This is a genomic window from Ferdinandcohnia sp. FSL W7-1320, from assembly GCF_038050315.1.
GTDB classification, from domain to species: domain Bacteria; phylum Bacillota; class Bacilli; order Bacillales; family Bacillaceae_L; genus Ferdinandcohnia; species Ferdinandcohnia aciditolerans.
In genome coordinates this window covers 4,798,207-4,815,880 of sequence record NZ_JBBPAM010000001.1, presented here as the reverse complement: position 1 = coordinate 4,815,880, position 17,674 = coordinate 4,798,207, and the positions used below count along the sequence as shown (strand labels likewise).

General features: G+C 40.6%; 13 protein-coding genes. 9 read left to right on the top strand and 4 right to left on the bottom strand.

Annotation, left to right across the window (positions count from 1 at the left end; all coding sequences use genetic code 11):
* Nucleotides 1–64 precede the first annotated feature (64 nt).
* The 7 genes from chvE to gloA2 all read left to right on the top strand — a co-directional run bounded on the left by chvE (nucleotide 65) and on the right by gloA2 (nucleotide 8,441).
* A complete protein-coding gene (chvE, locus tag NST91_RS23240) occupies nucleotides 65–1,156 on the top strand; it encodes a multiple monosaccharide ABC transporter substrate-binding protein (RefSeq protein WP_341333045.1) in 1,092 nt (363 codons plus the stop codon).
* Nucleotides 1,157–1,233: 77 nt separating this feature from the next.
* On the top strand, nucleotides 1,234–2,784 hold the full coding sequence (gene mmsA / locus NST91_RS23235) for a multiple monosaccharide ABC transporter ATP-binding protein (RefSeq protein WP_341333044.1): 1,551 nt from the start codon (nucleotides 1,234–1,236) through the stop codon (nucleotides 2,782–2,784).
* The gene (mmsB, locus tag NST91_RS23230; RefSeq protein ID WP_341333043.1) at nucleotides 2,768–3,931 is read left to right on the top strand and encodes a multiple monosaccharide ABC transporter permease; all 1,164 of its coding nucleotides are present in this window, start codon (nucleotides 2,768–2,770) and stop codon (nucleotides 3,929–3,931) included. Before mmsA ends, mmsB begins: the two co-directional genes overlap by 17 nt.
* 159 nt (nucleotides 3,932–4,090) lie before the next feature.
* The gene (locus tag NST91_RS23225) at nucleotides 4,091–5,707 is read left to right on the top strand and encodes a xylulokinase (RefSeq protein WP_341333593.1); all 1,617 of its coding nucleotides are present in this window, start codon (nucleotides 4,091–4,093) and stop codon (nucleotides 5,705–5,707) included.
* Nucleotides 5,701–6,396 (top strand): L-ribulose-5-phosphate 4-epimerase, encoded by a 696-nt coding sequence (locus NST91_RS23220; protein ID WP_341333042.1) that lies wholly within the window; start codon nucleotides 5,701–5,703, stop codon nucleotides 6,394–6,396. Before NST91_RS23225 ends, NST91_RS23220 begins: the two co-directional genes overlap by 7 nt.
* Nucleotides 6,397–6,412: 16 nt before the next feature.
* Nucleotides 6,413–7,828 (top strand): L-arabinose isomerase, encoded by a 1,416-nt coding sequence (gene araA / locus NST91_RS23215; RefSeq protein ID WP_341333041.1) that lies wholly within the window; start codon nucleotides 6,413–6,415, stop codon nucleotides 7,826–7,828.
* A gap of 226 nt (nucleotides 7,829–8,054) precedes the next feature.
* A complete protein-coding gene (gloA2, locus tag NST91_RS23210; RefSeq protein WP_341333040.1) occupies nucleotides 8,055–8,441 on the top strand; it encodes an SMU1112c/YaeR family gloxylase I-like metalloprotein in 387 nt (128 codons plus the stop codon).
* Nucleotides 8,442–8,539: 98 nt separating this feature from the next.
* Here the strand turns inward: gloA2 and NST91_RS23205 are convergent, their stop codons facing one another.
* Both NST91_RS23205 and NST91_RS23200 read right to left on the bottom strand, forming a co-directional pair.
* The gene (locus NST91_RS23205; protein WP_341333039.1) at nucleotides 8,540–9,418 is read right to left on the bottom strand and encodes an N-acetylmuramoyl-L-alanine amidase; all 879 of its coding nucleotides are present in this window, start codon (nucleotides 9,416–9,418) and stop codon (nucleotides 8,540–8,542) included.
* Between the two features lie 324 nt (nucleotides 9,419–9,742).
* Nucleotides 9,743–10,948 (bottom strand): IS256 family transposase, encoded by a 1,206-nt coding sequence (locus NST91_RS23200; protein WP_341332423.1) that lies wholly within the window; start codon nucleotides 10,946–10,948, stop codon nucleotides 9,743–9,745.
* 1,273 nt (nucleotides 10,949–12,221) lie between these two features.
* Here NST91_RS23200 and NST91_RS23195 point away from each other — a divergent pair.
* Nucleotides 12,222–14,039 (top strand): sulfatase-like hydrolase/transferase, encoded by a 1,818-nt coding sequence (locus NST91_RS23195; protein WP_341333038.1) that lies wholly within the window; start codon nucleotides 12,222–12,224, stop codon nucleotides 14,037–14,039.
* A 101-nt stretch (nucleotides 14,040–14,140) separates the two neighbouring features.
* Here the strand turns inward: NST91_RS23195 and NST91_RS23190 are convergent, their stop codons facing one another.
* The gene (locus NST91_RS23190) at nucleotides 14,141–15,118 is read right to left on the bottom strand and encodes a M20/M25/M40 family metallo-hydrolase (protein WP_341333037.1); all 978 of its coding nucleotides are present in this window, start codon (nucleotides 15,116–15,118) and stop codon (nucleotides 14,141–14,143) included.
* Between the two features lie 312 nt (nucleotides 15,119–15,430).
* Here NST91_RS23190 and NST91_RS23185 point away from each other — a divergent pair, with 312 nt between their 5' ends.
* Entirely contained in the window at nucleotides 15,431–16,828 is a 1,398-nt protein-coding gene (locus tag NST91_RS23185) for a VWA domain-containing protein (protein ID WP_341333036.1), read from the top strand.
* A gap of 219 nt (nucleotides 16,829–17,047) precedes the next feature.
* Here NST91_RS23185 and NST91_RS23180 read toward each other — a convergent pair whose 3' ends face one another.
* Nucleotides 17,048–17,572, bottom strand: coding sequence for a hypothetical protein (locus NST91_RS23180; RefSeq protein ID WP_341333035.1), 525 nt, complete (start codon nucleotides 17,570–17,572; stop codon nucleotides 17,048–17,050).
* Nucleotides 17,573–17,674 lie beyond the last annotated feature (102 nt).

The following is a 17,674-nucleotide window of genomic DNA, read 5'->3' as shown; positions in this document are numbered from 1 at the left end:
AAAGCCCTTTCATTAACGGAAATGATAATTTAATAGTAGCAAAAATATGAAAGGGGTTACATGTATGAAGAAATTAGGTTTTTTAGCACTAATCATTAGTTTGGTATTTGCGTTAGTGGCCTGTAGTGGAAGCGACAAATCGTCAGGTTCTGGGGGCGATTCAAAGGGTACGTTAATCGGGGTTGCGATGCCTACAAAGTCATCACAGCGCTGGGTGGATGATGGAAACAATATGGTGAAGCAATTAGAAGAACTTGGTTATAAAACAGATTTACAATATGCGGAAGATGATGTCGATAAGCAAATCGAGCAAATTGAAAACATGATTGTAAAAGGTGCAAAAATCTTGGTTGTGGCATCGATTGACGGTACTGCTTTAACCAATGTATTACAAAAAGCTGCCGATCAAGACATACAAGTCATCGCGTATGACCGTTTAATTATGGAAACACCAAATGTAAGTTATTACGCAACATTTGATAATTTCCAAGTAGGTGTCTTACAGGCTTCCTATATTGAAGAAGCACTGAACCTTAAGGAAGAAGCTGGACCATTTAATATTGAATTATTTGGTGGTTCACCAGATGATAATAATGCCTACTTCTTCTGGGATGGCGCGATGTCTGTTCTAAAGCCACATATTGATAGCGGGAAATTGGTTGTTCAAAGTGGTCAAACAGAATTTGAACAAGGAGCAACAATGCGCTGGGATGGAAACACCGCAAAATCACGTATGGAAAACATTTTAAGTAAAGCGTACTCTGGCGGGGAAAAGGTTGACGCCGTTTTATCACCTTATGATGGAATTAGCCGTGGGGTTATTCAAGCATTAAAAGGTGTAGGTTACGGTTCTGCTGACCTTCCACTACCAGTTGTTACTGGACAAGATGCTGAGTCTGCATCTGTTAAGTCAATTATTGCGGGTGAACAAACACAAACGGTGTTTAAAGATACACGTAATCTAGCTGCTGTAGTGGTAAAAATGATTAAATCGATTGAAGCTGGTGAAGAAGCAGAGGTGAATGATACAGAGACATATGATAATGGTCAAAAAGTCGTTCCTTCTTACTTAGTTGACCCTGTGTCAGTCGATATCGACAACTACAAAGAAGTGTTAATTGATAGCGGATATTACACAGAAGACGAAGTGAAATAAGTACCCCCCTATTTAGTGGTGATTTTCATGTCACCACTAAATTACTTCATTCCGGATTTTAACGAGGTGGTGAGGATATGTCTGAGTATATTTTAGAAATGCGAAACATCACAAAAACATTTCCAGGAGTTAAAGCATTAGACAACGTGAATTTAAAAGTGAAAAAGGGAGAAATTCATGCACTAGTAGGTGAGAATGGTGCTGGAAAATCAACCTTGATGAAAGTATTAAGTGGTGTTTATCCGAGTGGAACCTATGAAGGTAGCATCTATTTTGAAGGGGAAGAATGTCACTTTAAAGATATTAAACAAAGTGAACAAATTGGGATTGTGATCATCCATCAAGAGTTGGCTTTGAGTCCTTTTTTATCTATCGCAGAAAATATTTTTCTAGGGAACGAAAGACAATCCAAAAGGGTTATCAATTGGCAGGAAACCTTTTCTGAGGCAAAAAAGTTGTTAGATCGGGTCGGGTTAAAAGAATCACCTAACACGGCCGTAATGGATATCGGGGTTGGGAAACAACAGCTCGTAGAGATTGCAAAAGCACTATCTAAAAATGTGAAACTCTTAATCTTAGACGAACCAACTGCAGCCCTAAATGAAACAGATAGCGAAAACTTATTAAACCTCTTACTTGAACTGAAAAAACAAGGGATTACCTCCATACTGATTTCTCATAAATTAAATGAAGTATCTAGTATTTCGGATAACATTACGATTTTACGAGATGGACAAACAATTGAGACGTTTGCAGTGAAGGGTGAAAAGGCATCAGAGGATCGTATCATTAAAGGAATGGTAGGTCGTGAGTTGACAAGCCGGTATCCAGAACGAATCCCGAACATTGGTGACATTATTTTTGAAGTGGAAAATTGGAATGTCTATCATCCGTTGCAGCGTGATCGGAAAGTCATCGACAATGTCAATCTTCATATTCGTCGTGGGGAAATAGTCGGCTTAGCAGGCTTAATGGGAGCTGGAAGAACAGAGCTTGCGATGAGTATTTTCGGGAAAACGTATGGGAAAAAAATTACCGGCCTATTATACAAAAATGGAGAAGAAATACAGGTAAATACAGTTAGTGAAGCGATTGAGCATGGAATTGCTTATGTGTCAGAGGACCGGAAAACATATGGTCTAAATTTAATTGATGATATCAAACGGAATATAACTCTATCAAATCTCAAACGAATTTCAACGAATACAGTGATTGATGAAAACAAGGAAGTTCAGGAGGCTCAAATTTTACGAGACCGATTAAATATTAAAACTCCATCATTGGCTCAACTTGCAGGAAATTTAAGTGGTGGTAATCAGCAAAAAATTGTCTTAAGTAAGTGGATTTTTACAGAGCCAGATATCTTAATTTTGGATGAACCGACTCGAGGAATTGATGTAGGGGCTAAGTTTGAAATTTATTCACTCATCCATGAACTAGCGGCTGAAGGAATGGGTGTCCTTGTCATTTCTTCGGAGTTACCTGAGGTATTGGGGCTATCAGACCGTATCTATGTCATGAATGAAGGTCGTATAACAGGTGAGCTCGGTCGTGAAGAGGCGAACCAGGAGAGTGTCATGCGTTATATGACGGGAACAGGAGGGACGAAACGTGCAAACACTAAGTAATTTATTTCGCAACAATATCCGGGAATATGGAATGATCATTGCACTTGTATTCATTGCAGGGCTGTTTTGGATCTTAACGGATGGGATATCCTTTAGTTCATTAAACTTGACCAATCTTATCTTGCAAAACGGGTTTATCCTCGTCCTAGCAATTGGAATGGTTTTAGTCATCATTACGGGAAATATTGATTTATCAGTCGGTTCCGTTGTTGCTATTGTCGGCGCAATTGCAGGGGTCCTCATGATTAATCACAATGTACCAGTGTGGTTGGCTATTATTCTATCACTTGTTGTTGGGGCAATCATTGGAATTTGGCAAGGATTTTGGATCGCGTATGTCGGGATACCTTCCTTTATCGTGACCTTGGCCAGCATGTTAATTTTCCGGGGGTTAACCTTGTATCTATTAGATGGAAAATCACTTGCACCATTTCCTGAGTCATTTGGCATGCTGAGCGGTGGCTTTTTACCTTCGATTGGTTCAGGGGAGTTGCACTTACTAACAATCATTTTATCTATTATTCTATCAATTATCTTAATCTATATGGAGTTCAGAAACCGTAAAAAACAATTAACATATAGCCTCGAAGTGAGTCCGTTATGGCTATCTGTTACAAAAATGGCATTACTTATCGCAGTGATTAACTGGTTCGCGTACCAATTGGCGTTAAATAAAGGAATTCCAACGGTGTTAATCATTGTTATCATTCTAATCGTGGTCTACACATTCGTCATGAAAAACACAGTTATGGGCCGTCACGTGTATGCAACAGGTGGTAACCAGAAAGCGGCGGATTTATCCGGTATTAAAACAAAGCGTGTCGTATTCTGGGTCTTTGTGAACAACGGAGTCATCTCAGCCTTAGCTGGTTTAATGTTTGCTTCGCGTCTTAATTCTGCAACACCTGCAGCGGGTAACATGCTCGAGCTTGATGCCATTGCCTCCGTCTTTATCGGTGGTGCTTCTATGGCAGGAGGCGTAGGAACCGTCATCGGTGCCATTGTCGGTGGACTCGTTATGGGGATCATGAACAACGGTATGTCACTCATTGGCGTCGGAATCGACTGGCAACAAGCCATCAAAGGACTCGTGCTCCTACTCGCGGTAGGATTTGATATCTACAATAAAAATCGGGCTGGAAAATAGCGGGGCGAAATGTTTCCGGTAGTTTCCAATGAGGTTGTGCTCGCTTGGTTTGGGACAGAGGGACAGGTCCCTTGTCCCAGGAAAAAAATGGTGGGACGAGGGACCTGTCCCCGTGACCCATTTGAGGAGGGATGTGATGTGAGGGTGAATTATGATGAGATGCAATTGGCGATTGCTAAGGGTGAGACTTCGCTTGGGATTGAGTTTGGTTCCACCCGGATAAAGGCGGTTTTGATTAATAAGCATTTTGAAACAATCGCGTCTGGCAGTTATGAGTGGGAAAATCGGCTGGAAAATGGGTATTGGACGTACAGCTTAGAGGATGTTATCGCTGGTATGCAAGCGGCTTATCGTGAAATGAAACAGGAAGTTGAACGCAAATTTGGAATTACACTACGAACAATTGGTTCGATTGGCTTTTCTGCCATGATGCATGGGTATTTGGCTTTTGACAAGACTGGAGAGATGCTGGTTCCATTTCGAACTTGGCGGAATACGACGACAGGTCCTGCAGCGAATGAGTTAACCAATCGATTTCAATTCAATATTCCGGAAAGGTGGAGTATTGCTCACCTCTATCAAGCCATTTTAAATGAAGAGGAACATGTACCTCGAATTGATTATATCACTACGCTATCTGGCTATATTCATTGGTTACTAACCGGCAACAAAGCGATCGGAATTGGCGATGCTTCTGGGATGTTCCCGATTGATGAAGAAACGAAGTATTACAATGAAGCAAAGCTTCAGCAATTTGATGAACTTTTGGCCGTGAAAAAGTACCCTTGGAAGCTTAGTGATATTCTTCCGACCGTTTATATTTCAGGAAAACAAGCAGGTCTTTTAACAGAAAAGGGAGCAAACATCCTAGATCCTTCACAGCAATTGCAACCGGGAATTCCAATTTGCCCACCAGAAGGTGATGCAGGAACAGGGATGGTAGCGACAAATAGTGTAAGGAAACGCACCGGAAACATCTCCGTAGGAACTTCCGTTTTTGCCATGATTGTGTTAGAAAAAGAACTTTCAAAAGTATATCCGGAAATTGACATCGTTACGACCCCGAACGGGAGTCCTGTTGCGATGGTTCATGCGAATAACTGTTCAAGTGATATCAACGCGTGGCTGGGACTGTTCCGAGAGTTTTCGGAAGCGATGGGATATGAGATTGATAATGCTCAACTATTCAACGTGATGCTCAACAAAGCTTTGGAAGCAGACCGAGATGGTGGCGGATTGCTAAGCTATGGTTATTTTTCAGGTGAGAATATCACTGGATTAGATCAAGGTAGACCATTATTTGTTCGTTCTCCGGAAAGTCCTTTTAATCTAGCGAACTTCATGCGGACACATCTTTTTACTGCTTTTGGTGCGTTGAAAATGGGAATGGATATTCTAACAAAGCAAGAAAATGTTGCGATAGATAGTATTCTCGCGCATGGTGGACTATTTAAAACACCTGTAGTAGGACAAAAGATGGTGGCAGCTGCAATGAATGCTCCCGTTTCTGTTATGGCAACGGCCAGTGACGGCGGTGCGTGGGGAATGGCAATCCTAGCTTCTTATATGATGAATAAAAACAAGAATGAAAGTTTAGAAGACTTTCTAGATAACAGAGTTTTTAAAGATGTGGTAGGGGACAAAATCGATCCTGACCCTGAGGACGTAGTGGGATTTGAAGTGTTTATTGAGCGATATAGAAAAGGACTTGAGATTGAGCGAGCTGCTGTTGAACATTTGTTGTATGTCAAAAATGAGGGAGGGGTAACGTGTTAGAACATCTGAAGGAAGAAGTATACCAGGCGAATCTAGAATTGCCCAAACATGGACTTGTAAAATTCACGTGGGGAAATGCAAGTGCGATTGACCATGACCGTGGTTTATTTGTGATCAAGCCTAGTGGTGTTGAGTATGAGACGATGAAACCAAGTGACATGGTGGTTGTTGATTTAGATGGGAATGTTGTTGAAGGAGACTTTAATCCCTCATCAGATACACTGACACACGCCGTGCTATATAGGCATTATCCTGAAATTGGTGGCATCGTTCATACTCATTCAACATGGGCGACAATTTGGGCGCAAGCAGGCCTTGATGTTCAGGCGATGGGAACAACTCATGCCGATACATTTTATGGTGCAATCCCATGTGCTCGTTTTTTGACACAAGAGGAAATTGATCGTGGTTATGAAGCAGCAACTGGTCAGGTTATTATTGAAACATTTGAAGAGCGTGGGATCGATGTTTTAGCGGTTCCGGGTGTCTTGCTGCGCGGACATGGTCCTTTTACATGGGGGAAAGATGTAAAGGCTGCAGTGGTGAATAGTGTTGTCTTGGATGAAGTTTCGAAGATGAACCTGTTTGCAAGGGGACTAAATGACCTCGCATCAGAACTGCCACAACGGATTTTAGATAAGCACTATCTACGAAAACACGGGAAAAACGCATATTACGGCCAAAAGTGATTGAAAGGGGATTAGGATGGAGAAAAAAGAATTTTGGTTTATCGTAGGCTCCCAACATCTATATGGGGAAAAAGCATTGGCAGAAGTGAAAGCACATGCTCAAGAGATGACGGACGCCTTAAATGAAAGTGGTATATTACCTTATCGACTCATTCTACAAGAATTAGCTGTTAGTGCAGATAAAATTACAAACCTTATGAAAGAAGTAAACTACCGGGATGAGGTTGCCGGTGTCATCACATGGATGCATACATTTTCACCTGCAAAAATGTGGATTCGGGGAACAAAATTATTGCAAAAACCACTCTTACATTTGGCAACCCAATTTAATGAAAGTATTCCTTGGGCATCGATTGATATGGATTTTATGAACTTAAACCAATCCGCTCACGGTGACCGGGAATATGGGTTTATCAATGCTCGCTTGAAAAAGAAAAATAAAGTGGTAGTCGGGTACTGGCAGCGCCCCGAATTACAGAAGCAGATTGCAGACTGGATGGATGTAGCGGTTGCTTTTAATGAAAGTTTTAACATAAAAGTCGCTCGGTTTGGGGACAACATGCGAAATGTTGGTGTAACCGAGGGAGATAAGATAGAAGCGCAAATTCAATTTGGTTGGACAGTTGATTATTTTGGTATAGGTGATCTTGTTCAATATGTAAATGGGGTTAAGGAAGAAGAAATTGATGCGTTGTTTACCGAATATGAAGAGCACTATGAGTTTGATTATGGCAGTTACGAGAGAGAGGCTTGGGAAGCTAGCGTTAAAGTACAAGCAAGCTATGAAATCGCGATTAAGCGTTTCCTTGAAGACGGTGGCTACAATGCTTTTACCACGAACTTTGAAGATTTATATGGTATGAAGCAATTACCTGGTCTTGCTGTTCAACGATTAATGGCTCAAGGATATGGATTTGCGGGGGAAGGCGATTGGAAAACGGCGGCACTCGATCGCTTATTAAAGGTAATGAGCCATAACGAATTAACGGGGTTTATGGAAGATTACACATATGAATTAGCTGCTGGTCAGGAAGCAGTCCTTCAATCGCATATGCTTGAGGTCGATCCGACCTTAGCAAGCAATAGACCGAGAATCGTTGTATCGCCACTTGGTATCGGTGATCGAGAGGATCCTGCACGCTTAGTATTTGACGGGAAGGCAGGAGACGGTGTCGTCGTCTCAATGGCCGACTTTGGTACCCATTACAAACTATTAATCAATGAAGTTTGCGCATTTGAACCAACCACCCCAGCTCCAAACCTTCCGGTAGCGCGTGTCCTTTGGGAGGTAAAGCCAAACTTTCAAGATGGCGTAAAAGCCTGGATTGAAAACGGCGGGGGTCACCATACAGTCGTCTCGTTGAAGTTAACAACAGACCAAATCATAACCTACGCCAACCTAGTCGACCTCGAATACGTCCTAATAAAATAAAAAATTTTGGGACGCAGGGACAGGTCCACTGTCCCAGCCCTGGCATGAAGTACTATCCTTATTTTAATATTGCTACCATATTTTCGAGAATAGTTAATCGTTAAGGGTACAGAAGAAGTGTTCAAACACTTCTTTTTTTATTATACTCTGTTTTATAGAGGGCCAGAAGTTCCAACTATTTATTAATGAATCAACTACTAATTACTATTAGGATAGGATGGTTACTATGAAAATCAACCGTATTCACCATATTGCCATTATCTGTACTGACTATGAGAGGTCAAAGGACTTTTATGTCAATAAGCTTGGTTTTACTATTTTAAATGAAACGTTTCGTGTAGACCGTGATTCTTACAAACTTGATTTAGCTGTTGGGGATACCTATCAAATTGAGTTGTTCTCATTTCCGGACTCACCGAAAAGACTAAGTTATCCGGAGGCAGCGGGTCTGCGTCATTTAGCCTTTGAAGTTGATGATATAGAAGAAGCGGTGAAAGAGTTAACTGCCAAAAAAATCATAGTAGAAGATTTGCGAATTGACGAGGTGACGGGTAAAAAATTCACCTTCTTTAGAGACCCAGACGACTTACCATTAGAACTCTACGAAAGATAATGGGACAGAGGAACAGGTCCCTTGTCCCAAAAGGAAAAAAATGGTGGGGCGCGGGAACTTTCCCCGTGACCCACCAGAAACCCCTGTGGCCTTCAATATTATCCCAAGTTTCCTTTGTTTAAACGTCTTTGCAGTTCTTTAATGACGAGTGATGGTTTGCTTATGACCCCATCAACTGGTGTTCCTAGTCGTTTTTGTAGGGCTGAGATTGTAATTGGCCCGAAGTAGCCATCTTGTGTGACGCCGAGCCATTTTTGCAATGCTCTTATGACGAGAGATGGTTTGCTAATGTAACCATCTACAGGTGTTCCAAAATATCTTTGGAGGGCACTAATTGTTTTCGGCCCGAAATAACCGTCAACTGCGAGATTTTCTTTCGGAGGATTGACAGGTGTTGGTTCGGGTTTAGGTGCTGGTTTTGGTTCAGAACCAGGTCCAGCATATTTAACACCTTCATCAAGACAAATAGCGCGAACCACGCATTCATACATCCCTTCTCGGTATGCTTTATCCTTGATTTTATCGGATTGTGGGCCATCCACAAATTCGTATTCTAGTATAGTAGTACGACAATTTCCAGTAAGTCTATGCATATAGTAATAATCCCCGCCCGAAGAATTCTTACGTGTGTACACAGGACGTGGTCTAACTGGATATCCAGCTTTTCTAAATTCCTCAATTAACATTTGCTCAAACTTGCCATTAGCATAAATCGAGTGGATGGTTTCAACACCACTACCTCCGCCAGCATTAAAATGATGGGAAATACACTTTTTGTATTTCTTTACCTTCGAGGTCCTTGGCTCGGGATTTATAGTAACATCACTTGAACGGGTCAAGTCACTTGCAATCCCCAGTTCAGCCAACCGTTTGTCCACATAAAGTGCAGCTTCTAGTGTATAAACCTTCTCCGTATTCCCGTCCGCCACCGCACCTGGGTCACTACCACCATGCCCGGCATCTTGAATCCAACTCATAAAAATCACCCCTTTATTGTTAAAATATGTAAAAAGTGTTTTGTTTGTACAGGCACATACCTTGTTTTGGTGGAATAGGGGCTATAGTTGGGACAGATGTATAAGTTCTAAGTGGTGTTCGGACACAACTAAGCCTATTCGTTGGTGCCGTGTCCGAGGTTCGCTAGTCTTCGGACACAAACTAGCTTTTTCGTTTGTCAAGTCCTGTATTATGTGTAAATTCATTCCTCATGAAAAACAGTGTTAAACGATCTTATTTGTTTTTGGTTACTGGAAGGGGGTACCCCCTTCCAGTAACCAAAAATTCGCGCGCTATCGCGCAGACTATTTTTGTTTTTTCTTTTTCTTTTTTTCCTTCTTTTCTTCTAACTTGCTCCCGATAAATCTATTGGAGACCTCATCGGCATAATCCATTAAGACAGCACCAATGAGTCTAAAAGCTGACTGAGTATTTGGGAAGATTCGTATAACTCTTTCTCTTCGTCGGACTTCCTCGTTTATTCTCTCTACTGAGTTAGTGCTACGTATATGCTTATGTAATTTTGAATCTTCATTTAGATATTGTACGGCATCTTCGAAGCCCTCTTCTAATATTTCAATTGCTTTTTCAAGTTTTCGATTGGTTCCAAAGAGATCAATAAACTCTTGTTTATATTTCCTTGCATCATCTACTGTAGTAACTTCAAAGATCCTTTTTAGGCCCATCTTAACTTCTACCATGTCCTTTTTCGGCATATGAGTGATGATATTCCTTTTAAAATGAACTGTACAGCGTTGCCAAGAAGAACCCACAAATTCTGTTCCAATTGCAGCCTTTAATCCTTTATGCGCATCAGATATGATCAGTTTGGGCGAGTGTAAACCTCTAGACTTTAAGGATTGGAAAAAACGTTCCCAAGCCTCTTTACTTTCAACGTGATCTACTTTTAAGCCTAAGATTTCACGTCTATTATTTTTGTCTACCGCAGTTGCGATATAGACGGCTTTAGAAACTACTCGATTGTGTTCTCTCACTTTAATATACATGGCATCAACGAAAACATAAGGATAGTACATTGTGTTCAGTGGGCGATTCGCCCATTGATTGACTATAGGGTCTAACCTTTCAGTAAGTGTTGATACAAAAGATTTAGATACCTTTCTTCCACACAGTTGTTCCACAATATTAGTAACTCGTCTAGTGGAAACACCATTAACAACCATTTCGAGCATAGCTAGAACAAAGGCTTGGTCACAACGAGCGTATTCTTCAAAAACTGTAGTAGAAAAGTCTCCGTTACGAGTCCGAGGCACTCTTAGCGTAATTTTTCCAAAACTCATTAAAAGCTCTCGATCATAGTAACCATTGCGGTAATCTTGACGCGTACTGGTGCGCTCATAGACACCTGCTTGTAGGTAGGCATCCCGTTCCTTTTCCATAAACTCATTGAGGACAAGAACAACGGATGCCTTGATAATAGAATCAAGGTCAGAATTCATCACGGATTCTTTTAAAACATCTAGATTTAGGTTAAACTGTAACTGAGTCATATTAATTCCTCCTCATTGTTTTCGTCGCTGTTAACATTGTAGACAAGAGGAACTAATTTGACTCATTTTCTTTTTACACAATTATATGGACTTAATCTTTTTCGTTACTTCGTTGTCTGAAGTTTGCTCGTCTTCGGACACATCGTCGGCATTTTGTTGTTACCTTGTCCGAAGATTTCTCGTCTTCGGATACAAATTTGGCTATTCGTTGCTTCGTTGTCTGAAGTTCGCTAGTCTTCGGACACAAACTAGCTTTTTCGTTGGTTCGTTGTCTGAAGGTTGCTCGTCTTCGGACACACCCTCGCCTTTTCGTTGGTTCGTTGTCCGAAGTTTGCTAGTCTTCGGACAGAATCACGGCAAATCGTTGCATCCTAGTCCGAAGTTTGCTCGTCTTCGGACACACCGTCGGCATTTCGTTGTTACCTTGTCCGAAGATTGCTCGTCTTCGGACACAAACTTGGCTATTCGTTGCTTCGTTGTCTGAAGTTCGCTAGTCTTCGGACACAAACTTGCTTTTTCGTTGCTTCGTTGTCCGAAGTTTGCTAGTCTTCGGACACAATCTTTCCTTTTTGCCATTACTTTATCTGAAGTTTACTAGTCTTCGGACACAAATTTGCCTATTCGTTGATTCTTTGTCCGAAGTTCGCTCGTCTTCAGACACACTCTCGCCATTTCGCCACCTCCACACTCCGAAGTTTACTAGTCTTTGGACACAATCTTTCCTTTTTACCACTTCTTTGTCTGAAAAGATAATCGAATTAATTAATTCAATCCGTACAATTCTCCTCGCATGAAATACTGTTGATAATCGAAAAGCCAAATCTCAATAGTGGTTATAAATTCCTCATAATTGTGAAACTGTGAATAAACTTGAAGTTCATTGCTAGATCCTATTTTTACTTTCAGCATCTTCTGAACCCCCTTCTACGATTGTTATAGACAAAACAAGGTGAAAAAGGGCATCAACAAAAGCTGGTGATGCCCCTTTTTTACGTTTGGTTAAAATTGGGATGAGGTGAATAGTGTGTAGGATGGCTCAGTGATCCCGAAAACTCCAAAGTTGGACCTGCGTTCAATTTACAGTGGGACGAGAAACCTGTCCTCGTGCCCCTATAAAAAATTGGTAGGACGAGGCACCTGTCCCCGTGCCCCTATAAAAAATTGGTAGGACAAGGCACCTGTCCCTGTGACCCAAATAAGTATTTGCACGATGTTTTAGGGGTATAAAGGTAATTATAGGTTTGGGTTTATCTGATTAAGAAGGGGTTTTTAAATGAAAAGAGTGTTTGATACTGAACACAGAAGGGCAAGTGGTACTACTATTCTATCTACCCTCTATACCTATTTTATGCTGCTAGCAATGGGACTTTGCTTGGGAGTAATCAGTATGTACTTTGGTGCTGCGCAATATATTATGCCAATGTTTCTTTCTTATTTTAAAGTGGACTATTTACCGGTTTTAAATATTTTTCCGGTTGTCTTGTGTATCTTTTTACTGTACTTCATCTTCAATAGAGCTTGGGTTAGTTTCCTACTTACTTCCATTCTGACGTTGGGGTTGACTTGGATTAACTATTTCAAATTACTCATTCGAAATGATCCGTTATTGGCAGCTGACGTAAATTTGTTTTTTGAATCGATGGATATGGCTGGTAAGTATGAAATTGAACTTAATTGGAAAATCATCTTAGTTGTAATTGCATGTATTCTAGGGACAGTCTTTGCTATTTTTTTCGTTAGAGGAAAATCAAACCTACGGGTTCGAGTATTGGGAGTAATTGTCCTAGTAATTATAGGTGTTTATTCATTTAATCATTATTATATGAGCAAAGACATTTACGCAGCTACTCAGAATTTTGGTTTAATCAATCGCTGGTCAGCCACACAGGTGTACATTTCAAAAGGCTTTATTTATCCTTTCATCCACAGCATTCAATCGGCAATTGATGTAGAGCCTGAAGGGTTCAATAAAAATGTAGCAAAAGAGACGTTAAATACCTATCAATCATCAAATATCCCAAACGACAAAAAGGTTAATGTTATTTCCATAATGCTAGAAGCCTATAATGACTTTTCAAAGTTTGAACAAATTGAGTTTAATGAAGATGTATATGGTTATTTTCATCAATTGGAGGAAGAGGGATATTCAGGTGAATTAGTTACAAATATATTTGCAGGGGGTACCATTGATACCGAACGGAGTTTTCTTACTGGGTACACATCCCTTTCTAACTATAGAACAAAAGTGAACTCATATGTCCATTATTTTAAAGGGCAGGGCTACACAGTTGAGGGAAGTCATCCAAGTTATGAATGGTTTTATAACCGTAAAAATATTAATGAATACCTTGGATTTGAAAATTACTACTTTTTCGAGAATCATTATTCAGAACTAGCAGATGGCCAAATAGCTAGTGATGATATTTTATTTCCTCAAATTATCAAGTTCTATGAAGAAAATAAGAAAACCGGCAAGCCATATTTTAGTTTTAGTGTTACCTATCAAAATCATGGACCATATTCAGTTAACTCCATGACTGATGTCCAGTACATTAAAAATAAAGGGTACTCGGATGCAGAATATAATATCCTGAATAATTACTTTGCAGGAATTCACAAAACAAATGAACAATTAAAAGTCCTAATTAATTACTTTAAAAAAGAAAAGGAGCCAGTTGTTGTTATCCTATTTGGGGACCACAATCCTTGGCTTGGTGATAACAACAGTGTTTATCATAAACTGGGAATTAATTTGGATGTAAGTACAGAAGAAGGCTTTTATAACTATTACAATACACCGTATCTTATCTGGGGAAACGAAAGTGCGAAGAAAGTGCTTCATTCAGATTTAAAAGGGGATGGACCTACAATTGGTCCCTACTTCTTAATGAATGAATTTTTTGATCTGGCAGGTTATGAGGGAAATGAATTTATGAAGTACTCAAATAACATGAGGGATGTTTTGGATGTTATTCATGTTTCAGGTCGTTACAAAAAATCAGGTGTCCTAACGACGGAACTTTCCACCGATTCCCAACAAAAGTTAAATGAATTTCTGCAAATTCAATACTACTGGAAAAAAGAAAAATAAAAAGAGGTGGGACGGAGGGACAGGTCCCATGTACCTGTAAAAATATGGTAGAACGAGGGAACTGTCCCCGTGACCCACTCAAAGCAAACTGCGGTGCTATTTTATTTTGCGGTGCTTGTTTTGTTCATGAATTTTAGTAGATCGGTTAGTAATACACTGAATGAGGAGAGGTGTTCTTGGATTCTACCAGGGAATTCTTGTTCAATAAATTCAATGGTGTCGTTTTTTGTATGCCATACTCCTCCGTGTTTAACCGTTTGGGTATATCCATCTAAATCTCCAATTTCCCAGTTCGTTGACTCAAGATATCCGATTGGAATACCAGCCCTCTTGAATGGAGCATGGTCACTCCAGTCGCCTGTTGTGCCAGCAGGATAATCCGGATTTAGTCCAGGATTTGTTTCGATATTTAGTTTCTTTTTCTCAACTATCTTTAATGCTTGATCACGAATGAATCCATCTTCCCCTGGGCTGCCATAGACATACATTTGGTCCCCGACCGCTAGGCTGTCAAGGTTAATCATGCCAACTGTATTTTCAATTTCATCTTCTGTCATCTGACTTGCATAGTAGTTAGAACCCCTTAAGCCTTGTTCCTCAGCTCCAAATGCAATGAATACGATGGAGTATGGGGTATTGATTTTTTTCAATACCTCTGCCACCTCGAGCATAACTCCTACGCCAGATGCATTATCATCCACTCCACGGCCGGCAGAAACGGAATCATAATGTGCGCCAACGATTACTTGCTTGCTAGATTTGCCTGGTTTGTAGGCAATCACGTTAGAAGATGAGATAGTAGCTCCACCTCTTGTGTAGTTAAATTCCTGAACCTCAGTAGTGAAACCCATGCGTTCAAATTGACTCTTAACGTATTGCTCAGCTTTTCGTTCATTTCCAGTTCCGGCAACCCTAGGCCCAATTTCATATGCCAGATACTTCATGTGCTCATAGGCCATTGCCCCATCTTTATGGACTAAGGACGGATGATACGTAACCGTCTGTGCAGAGACACCTCCAACAAAACCGAGTAAACTTACCATCAAAACAATCAAAATCAAAGCCAACTTCTTTTTCATTCCCATTCCTCCTTCATATAGGTATTAATTTATAGATTAATATATTTATAGTGAAGGTGAAATAGGGCGAAAGGTGGGACAGAGGGACAGGTCCCCTGTCCCGTATAGGGATATAAAACCTGTCCTTGAATACCCACAGATAATACTTATTACCTATTTTTACTAATTTAGGAAATTATGGGTGTTGATTGTAGTAGTATGTAAATGGTGTGATTTTGATATGGGACGGAGGGTCAGGTCCCTTGTCCCTGTAAATATATGGTGGGACGAGGGACCTGTCCCCGTGACCCATTGTTGGAGGGGAGAATAGGATTGAAGAAACTTTTAATAAGTTTGGTTTTGTTGGCGCTTTTGCTGTCTGCGTGTTCGAAGGATGAGAGTCAGCCTGCACAAGCTGAACCTGAGGAACCAAAAACGGAGGAAGCAAAAACAACTAAGGCCGAGAGAGATGAAGAGCCAACGGAGGAAACTTATACTCCAAGAGAGGTTGCCTATTATGAAGTTGAAGGTGTCGAGCGTGAATTAACGGAGCTTGAGCAGGAGATGCTGCGTCATCCGGGAGTTTTTAGTGGTGACAAGTATGACGAGGCAAATGTTCAGGAAGCGCTCGAACAGTTACCCGATGACCTTACCAAGGAGCAGTATATGGAAGAACTGAAGTATTTATTGACTGAGGATTACCATCAAGAAATGGAGACGCTCCTTACCTTTGATTCGACCATTGAGGTTGACATAGATCGTCCGGATGAATCTGTTGATGCGCCAACTTTAAAAACAGCCCATTATGCCATTTTAGTGGATGCTAGTGGCAGTATGGCGGCAAAGGTTGGAGGCAAGACAAGGATGGAAGCTGCGAAGGAAGCCGTTATGGAATTCGCGGAACAAGTCCCAGAAAACGCGACCATCTCATTACGAGTATACGGACACAAGGGCTCGAACAGTGATTCTGATAAAGGGCTGTCCTGTGACAGTACGGAAGTTTTATATAATAACAATTTTGAAGCTGCAGGATTCCAAACTGCGTTATCACAAGTGAAACCGGTGGGCTGGACACCTATCGCCCTTGCGTTGCAAATGGTAAAGGGAGATATTCCAGAGGGCACGGATGATGTAGTGGTCTATGTTGTAAGTGATGGGATTGAAACTTGTAACGGCGATCCGGTAAAGGAAGCGAAAGATCTCGTTTCATCCGATATCCAAACAGTTGTCAATATCATTGGATTTGATGTCGATAACGAGGGTCAAAAGCTTCTTAAGGAAGTAGCAAGTGCTGGAAATGGCGAGTTTACGTATGTTAACTCCGAACGGGATCTTAAAGAGTATATGAGAGCCCAATATCAAGAGATTCAAAAGAAATGGTTCGAGTGGAAAGAAGCTGGGAAGAAGCAAGCATTCGATATAAAAGAAGAGAAAAAGAAAATTGCCTTTGACACAAAAGAAAGCGTGAAGGAAAAGGCCTTTCGCGAAAAAGAGCGGATGAAGGCGGCGCAGGAGTATCTCGAGGATCGTTTCGAGGACTTTGACCATCCGGTCCGAAATGTACGCTCTATGGTGATCGACTACACGAATGACAAAAGACGGTATGGAATCGATACAAGTAACCAACTCCGAAGGGAATCTATTGACAATGGGAACCGTGAGAGACGTGAATACATTGACGAAGGAAACCAAAAAATACGAGAAACCATTGATAAGAAAAATGGGAACTAAAAGGCCAGGGAATTGCTCCTGGTCTTTTTTGTGGAGTTGCATTTTCGAGCATGTGGGACGGAGGGACAGGTCCCGTGTCCCTGTAAAAATATGGTGGGACGAGGGACCTGTCCCTGTGACCCACAACAATATTACTAATAAATCGGAAGCACAATGAGTCGCAAAGAATGCCTCGTTGTGTTTTTTTGCAAAGAGCAGTGCAACCTGTCCGCATGTAACTTATATCTCATCTAGAACCTTAATCATAACGGGTAATCGATTATCAGTTCCTCCCAATTTCGTAAAATTGAGTTCACGATACGGTTTTAATTGAGGAAATTCAACGATTCCTTTTTTATCGTGATGTTTCGGGTTTGCTGCAATTACTACTATGTAGTCAAAATCCATGTAGTTACAGAACTCAACAAATTCTTCTAAAATCTGCAGTTCTATCTCAACTGAATGGTAAGTTTCTTGTACATCTATTCGGTCTAGTGTAACAATTTTTCCTCGATCGAAGTCACTTTCCAAGAATGAATGTATCATATAAATTTCATCACCAGATACAGAGTCTGAGCTGATAAGGAGTTCTTGATTGCTATCAAATTCATAGCCATTATAAAAGTGGAATGAAATACCTCCAATTGTTTCCTCTTGTTCAAAATCTTCATCTGAAAATATTTTGATTTCACCGTAGCCATTCATCATATTTAAGTCAGTTTCAAAAGAAAATGAATAACTTATATCGGAAATCTCAATTGTCATTCTATACACCTCGGCCATTCATTTTATGTTTTTTTTATATAGTCATTAAAAATGTATTAGCGAAGAATACTAATGGTACATCTGCTTTATCTTTTCCATCTT

Bases quoted from the DNA above. Each gene is read 5' to 3' on its own strand.
- chvE (WP_341333045.1), top strand. From the start codon at position 65: ATGAAGAAATTAGGTTTTTTAGCACTAATCATTAGTTTGGTATTTGCG.
- mmsA (WP_341333044.1), top strand. From the start codon at position 1,234: ATGTCTGAGTATATTTTAGAAATGCGAAACATCACAAAAACATTTCCA.
- NST91_RS23225 (WP_341333593.1), top strand. From the start codon at position 4,091: ATGCAATTGGCGATTGCTAAGGGTGAGACTTCGCTTGGGATTGAGTTT.
- araA (WP_341333041.1), top strand. From the start codon at position 6,413: ATGGAGAAAAAAGAATTTTGGTTTATCGTAGGCTCCCAACATCTATAT.
- gloA2 (WP_341333040.1), top strand. From the start codon at position 8,055: ATGAAAATCAACCGTATTCACCATATTGCCATTATCTGTACTGACTAT.
- NST91_RS23205 (WP_341333039.1), bottom strand. From the start codon at position 9,418: ATGAGTTGGATTCAAGATGCCGGGCATGGTGGTAGTGACCCAGGTGCG.
- NST91_RS23200 (WP_341332423.1), bottom strand. From the start codon at position 10,948: ATGACTCAGTTACAGTTTAACCTAAATCTAGATGTTTTAAAAGAATCC.
- NST91_RS23195 (WP_341333038.1), top strand. From the start codon at position 12,222: ATGAAAAGAGTGTTTGATACTGAACACAGAAGGGCAAGTGGTACTACT.
- NST91_RS23190 (WP_341333037.1), bottom strand. From the start codon at position 15,118: ATGAAAAAGAAGTTGGCTTTGATTTTGATTGTTTTGATGGTAAGTTTA.
- NST91_RS23180 (WP_341333035.1), bottom strand. From the start codon at position 17,572: ATGACAATTGAGATTTCCGATATAAGTTATTCATTTTCTTTTGAAACT.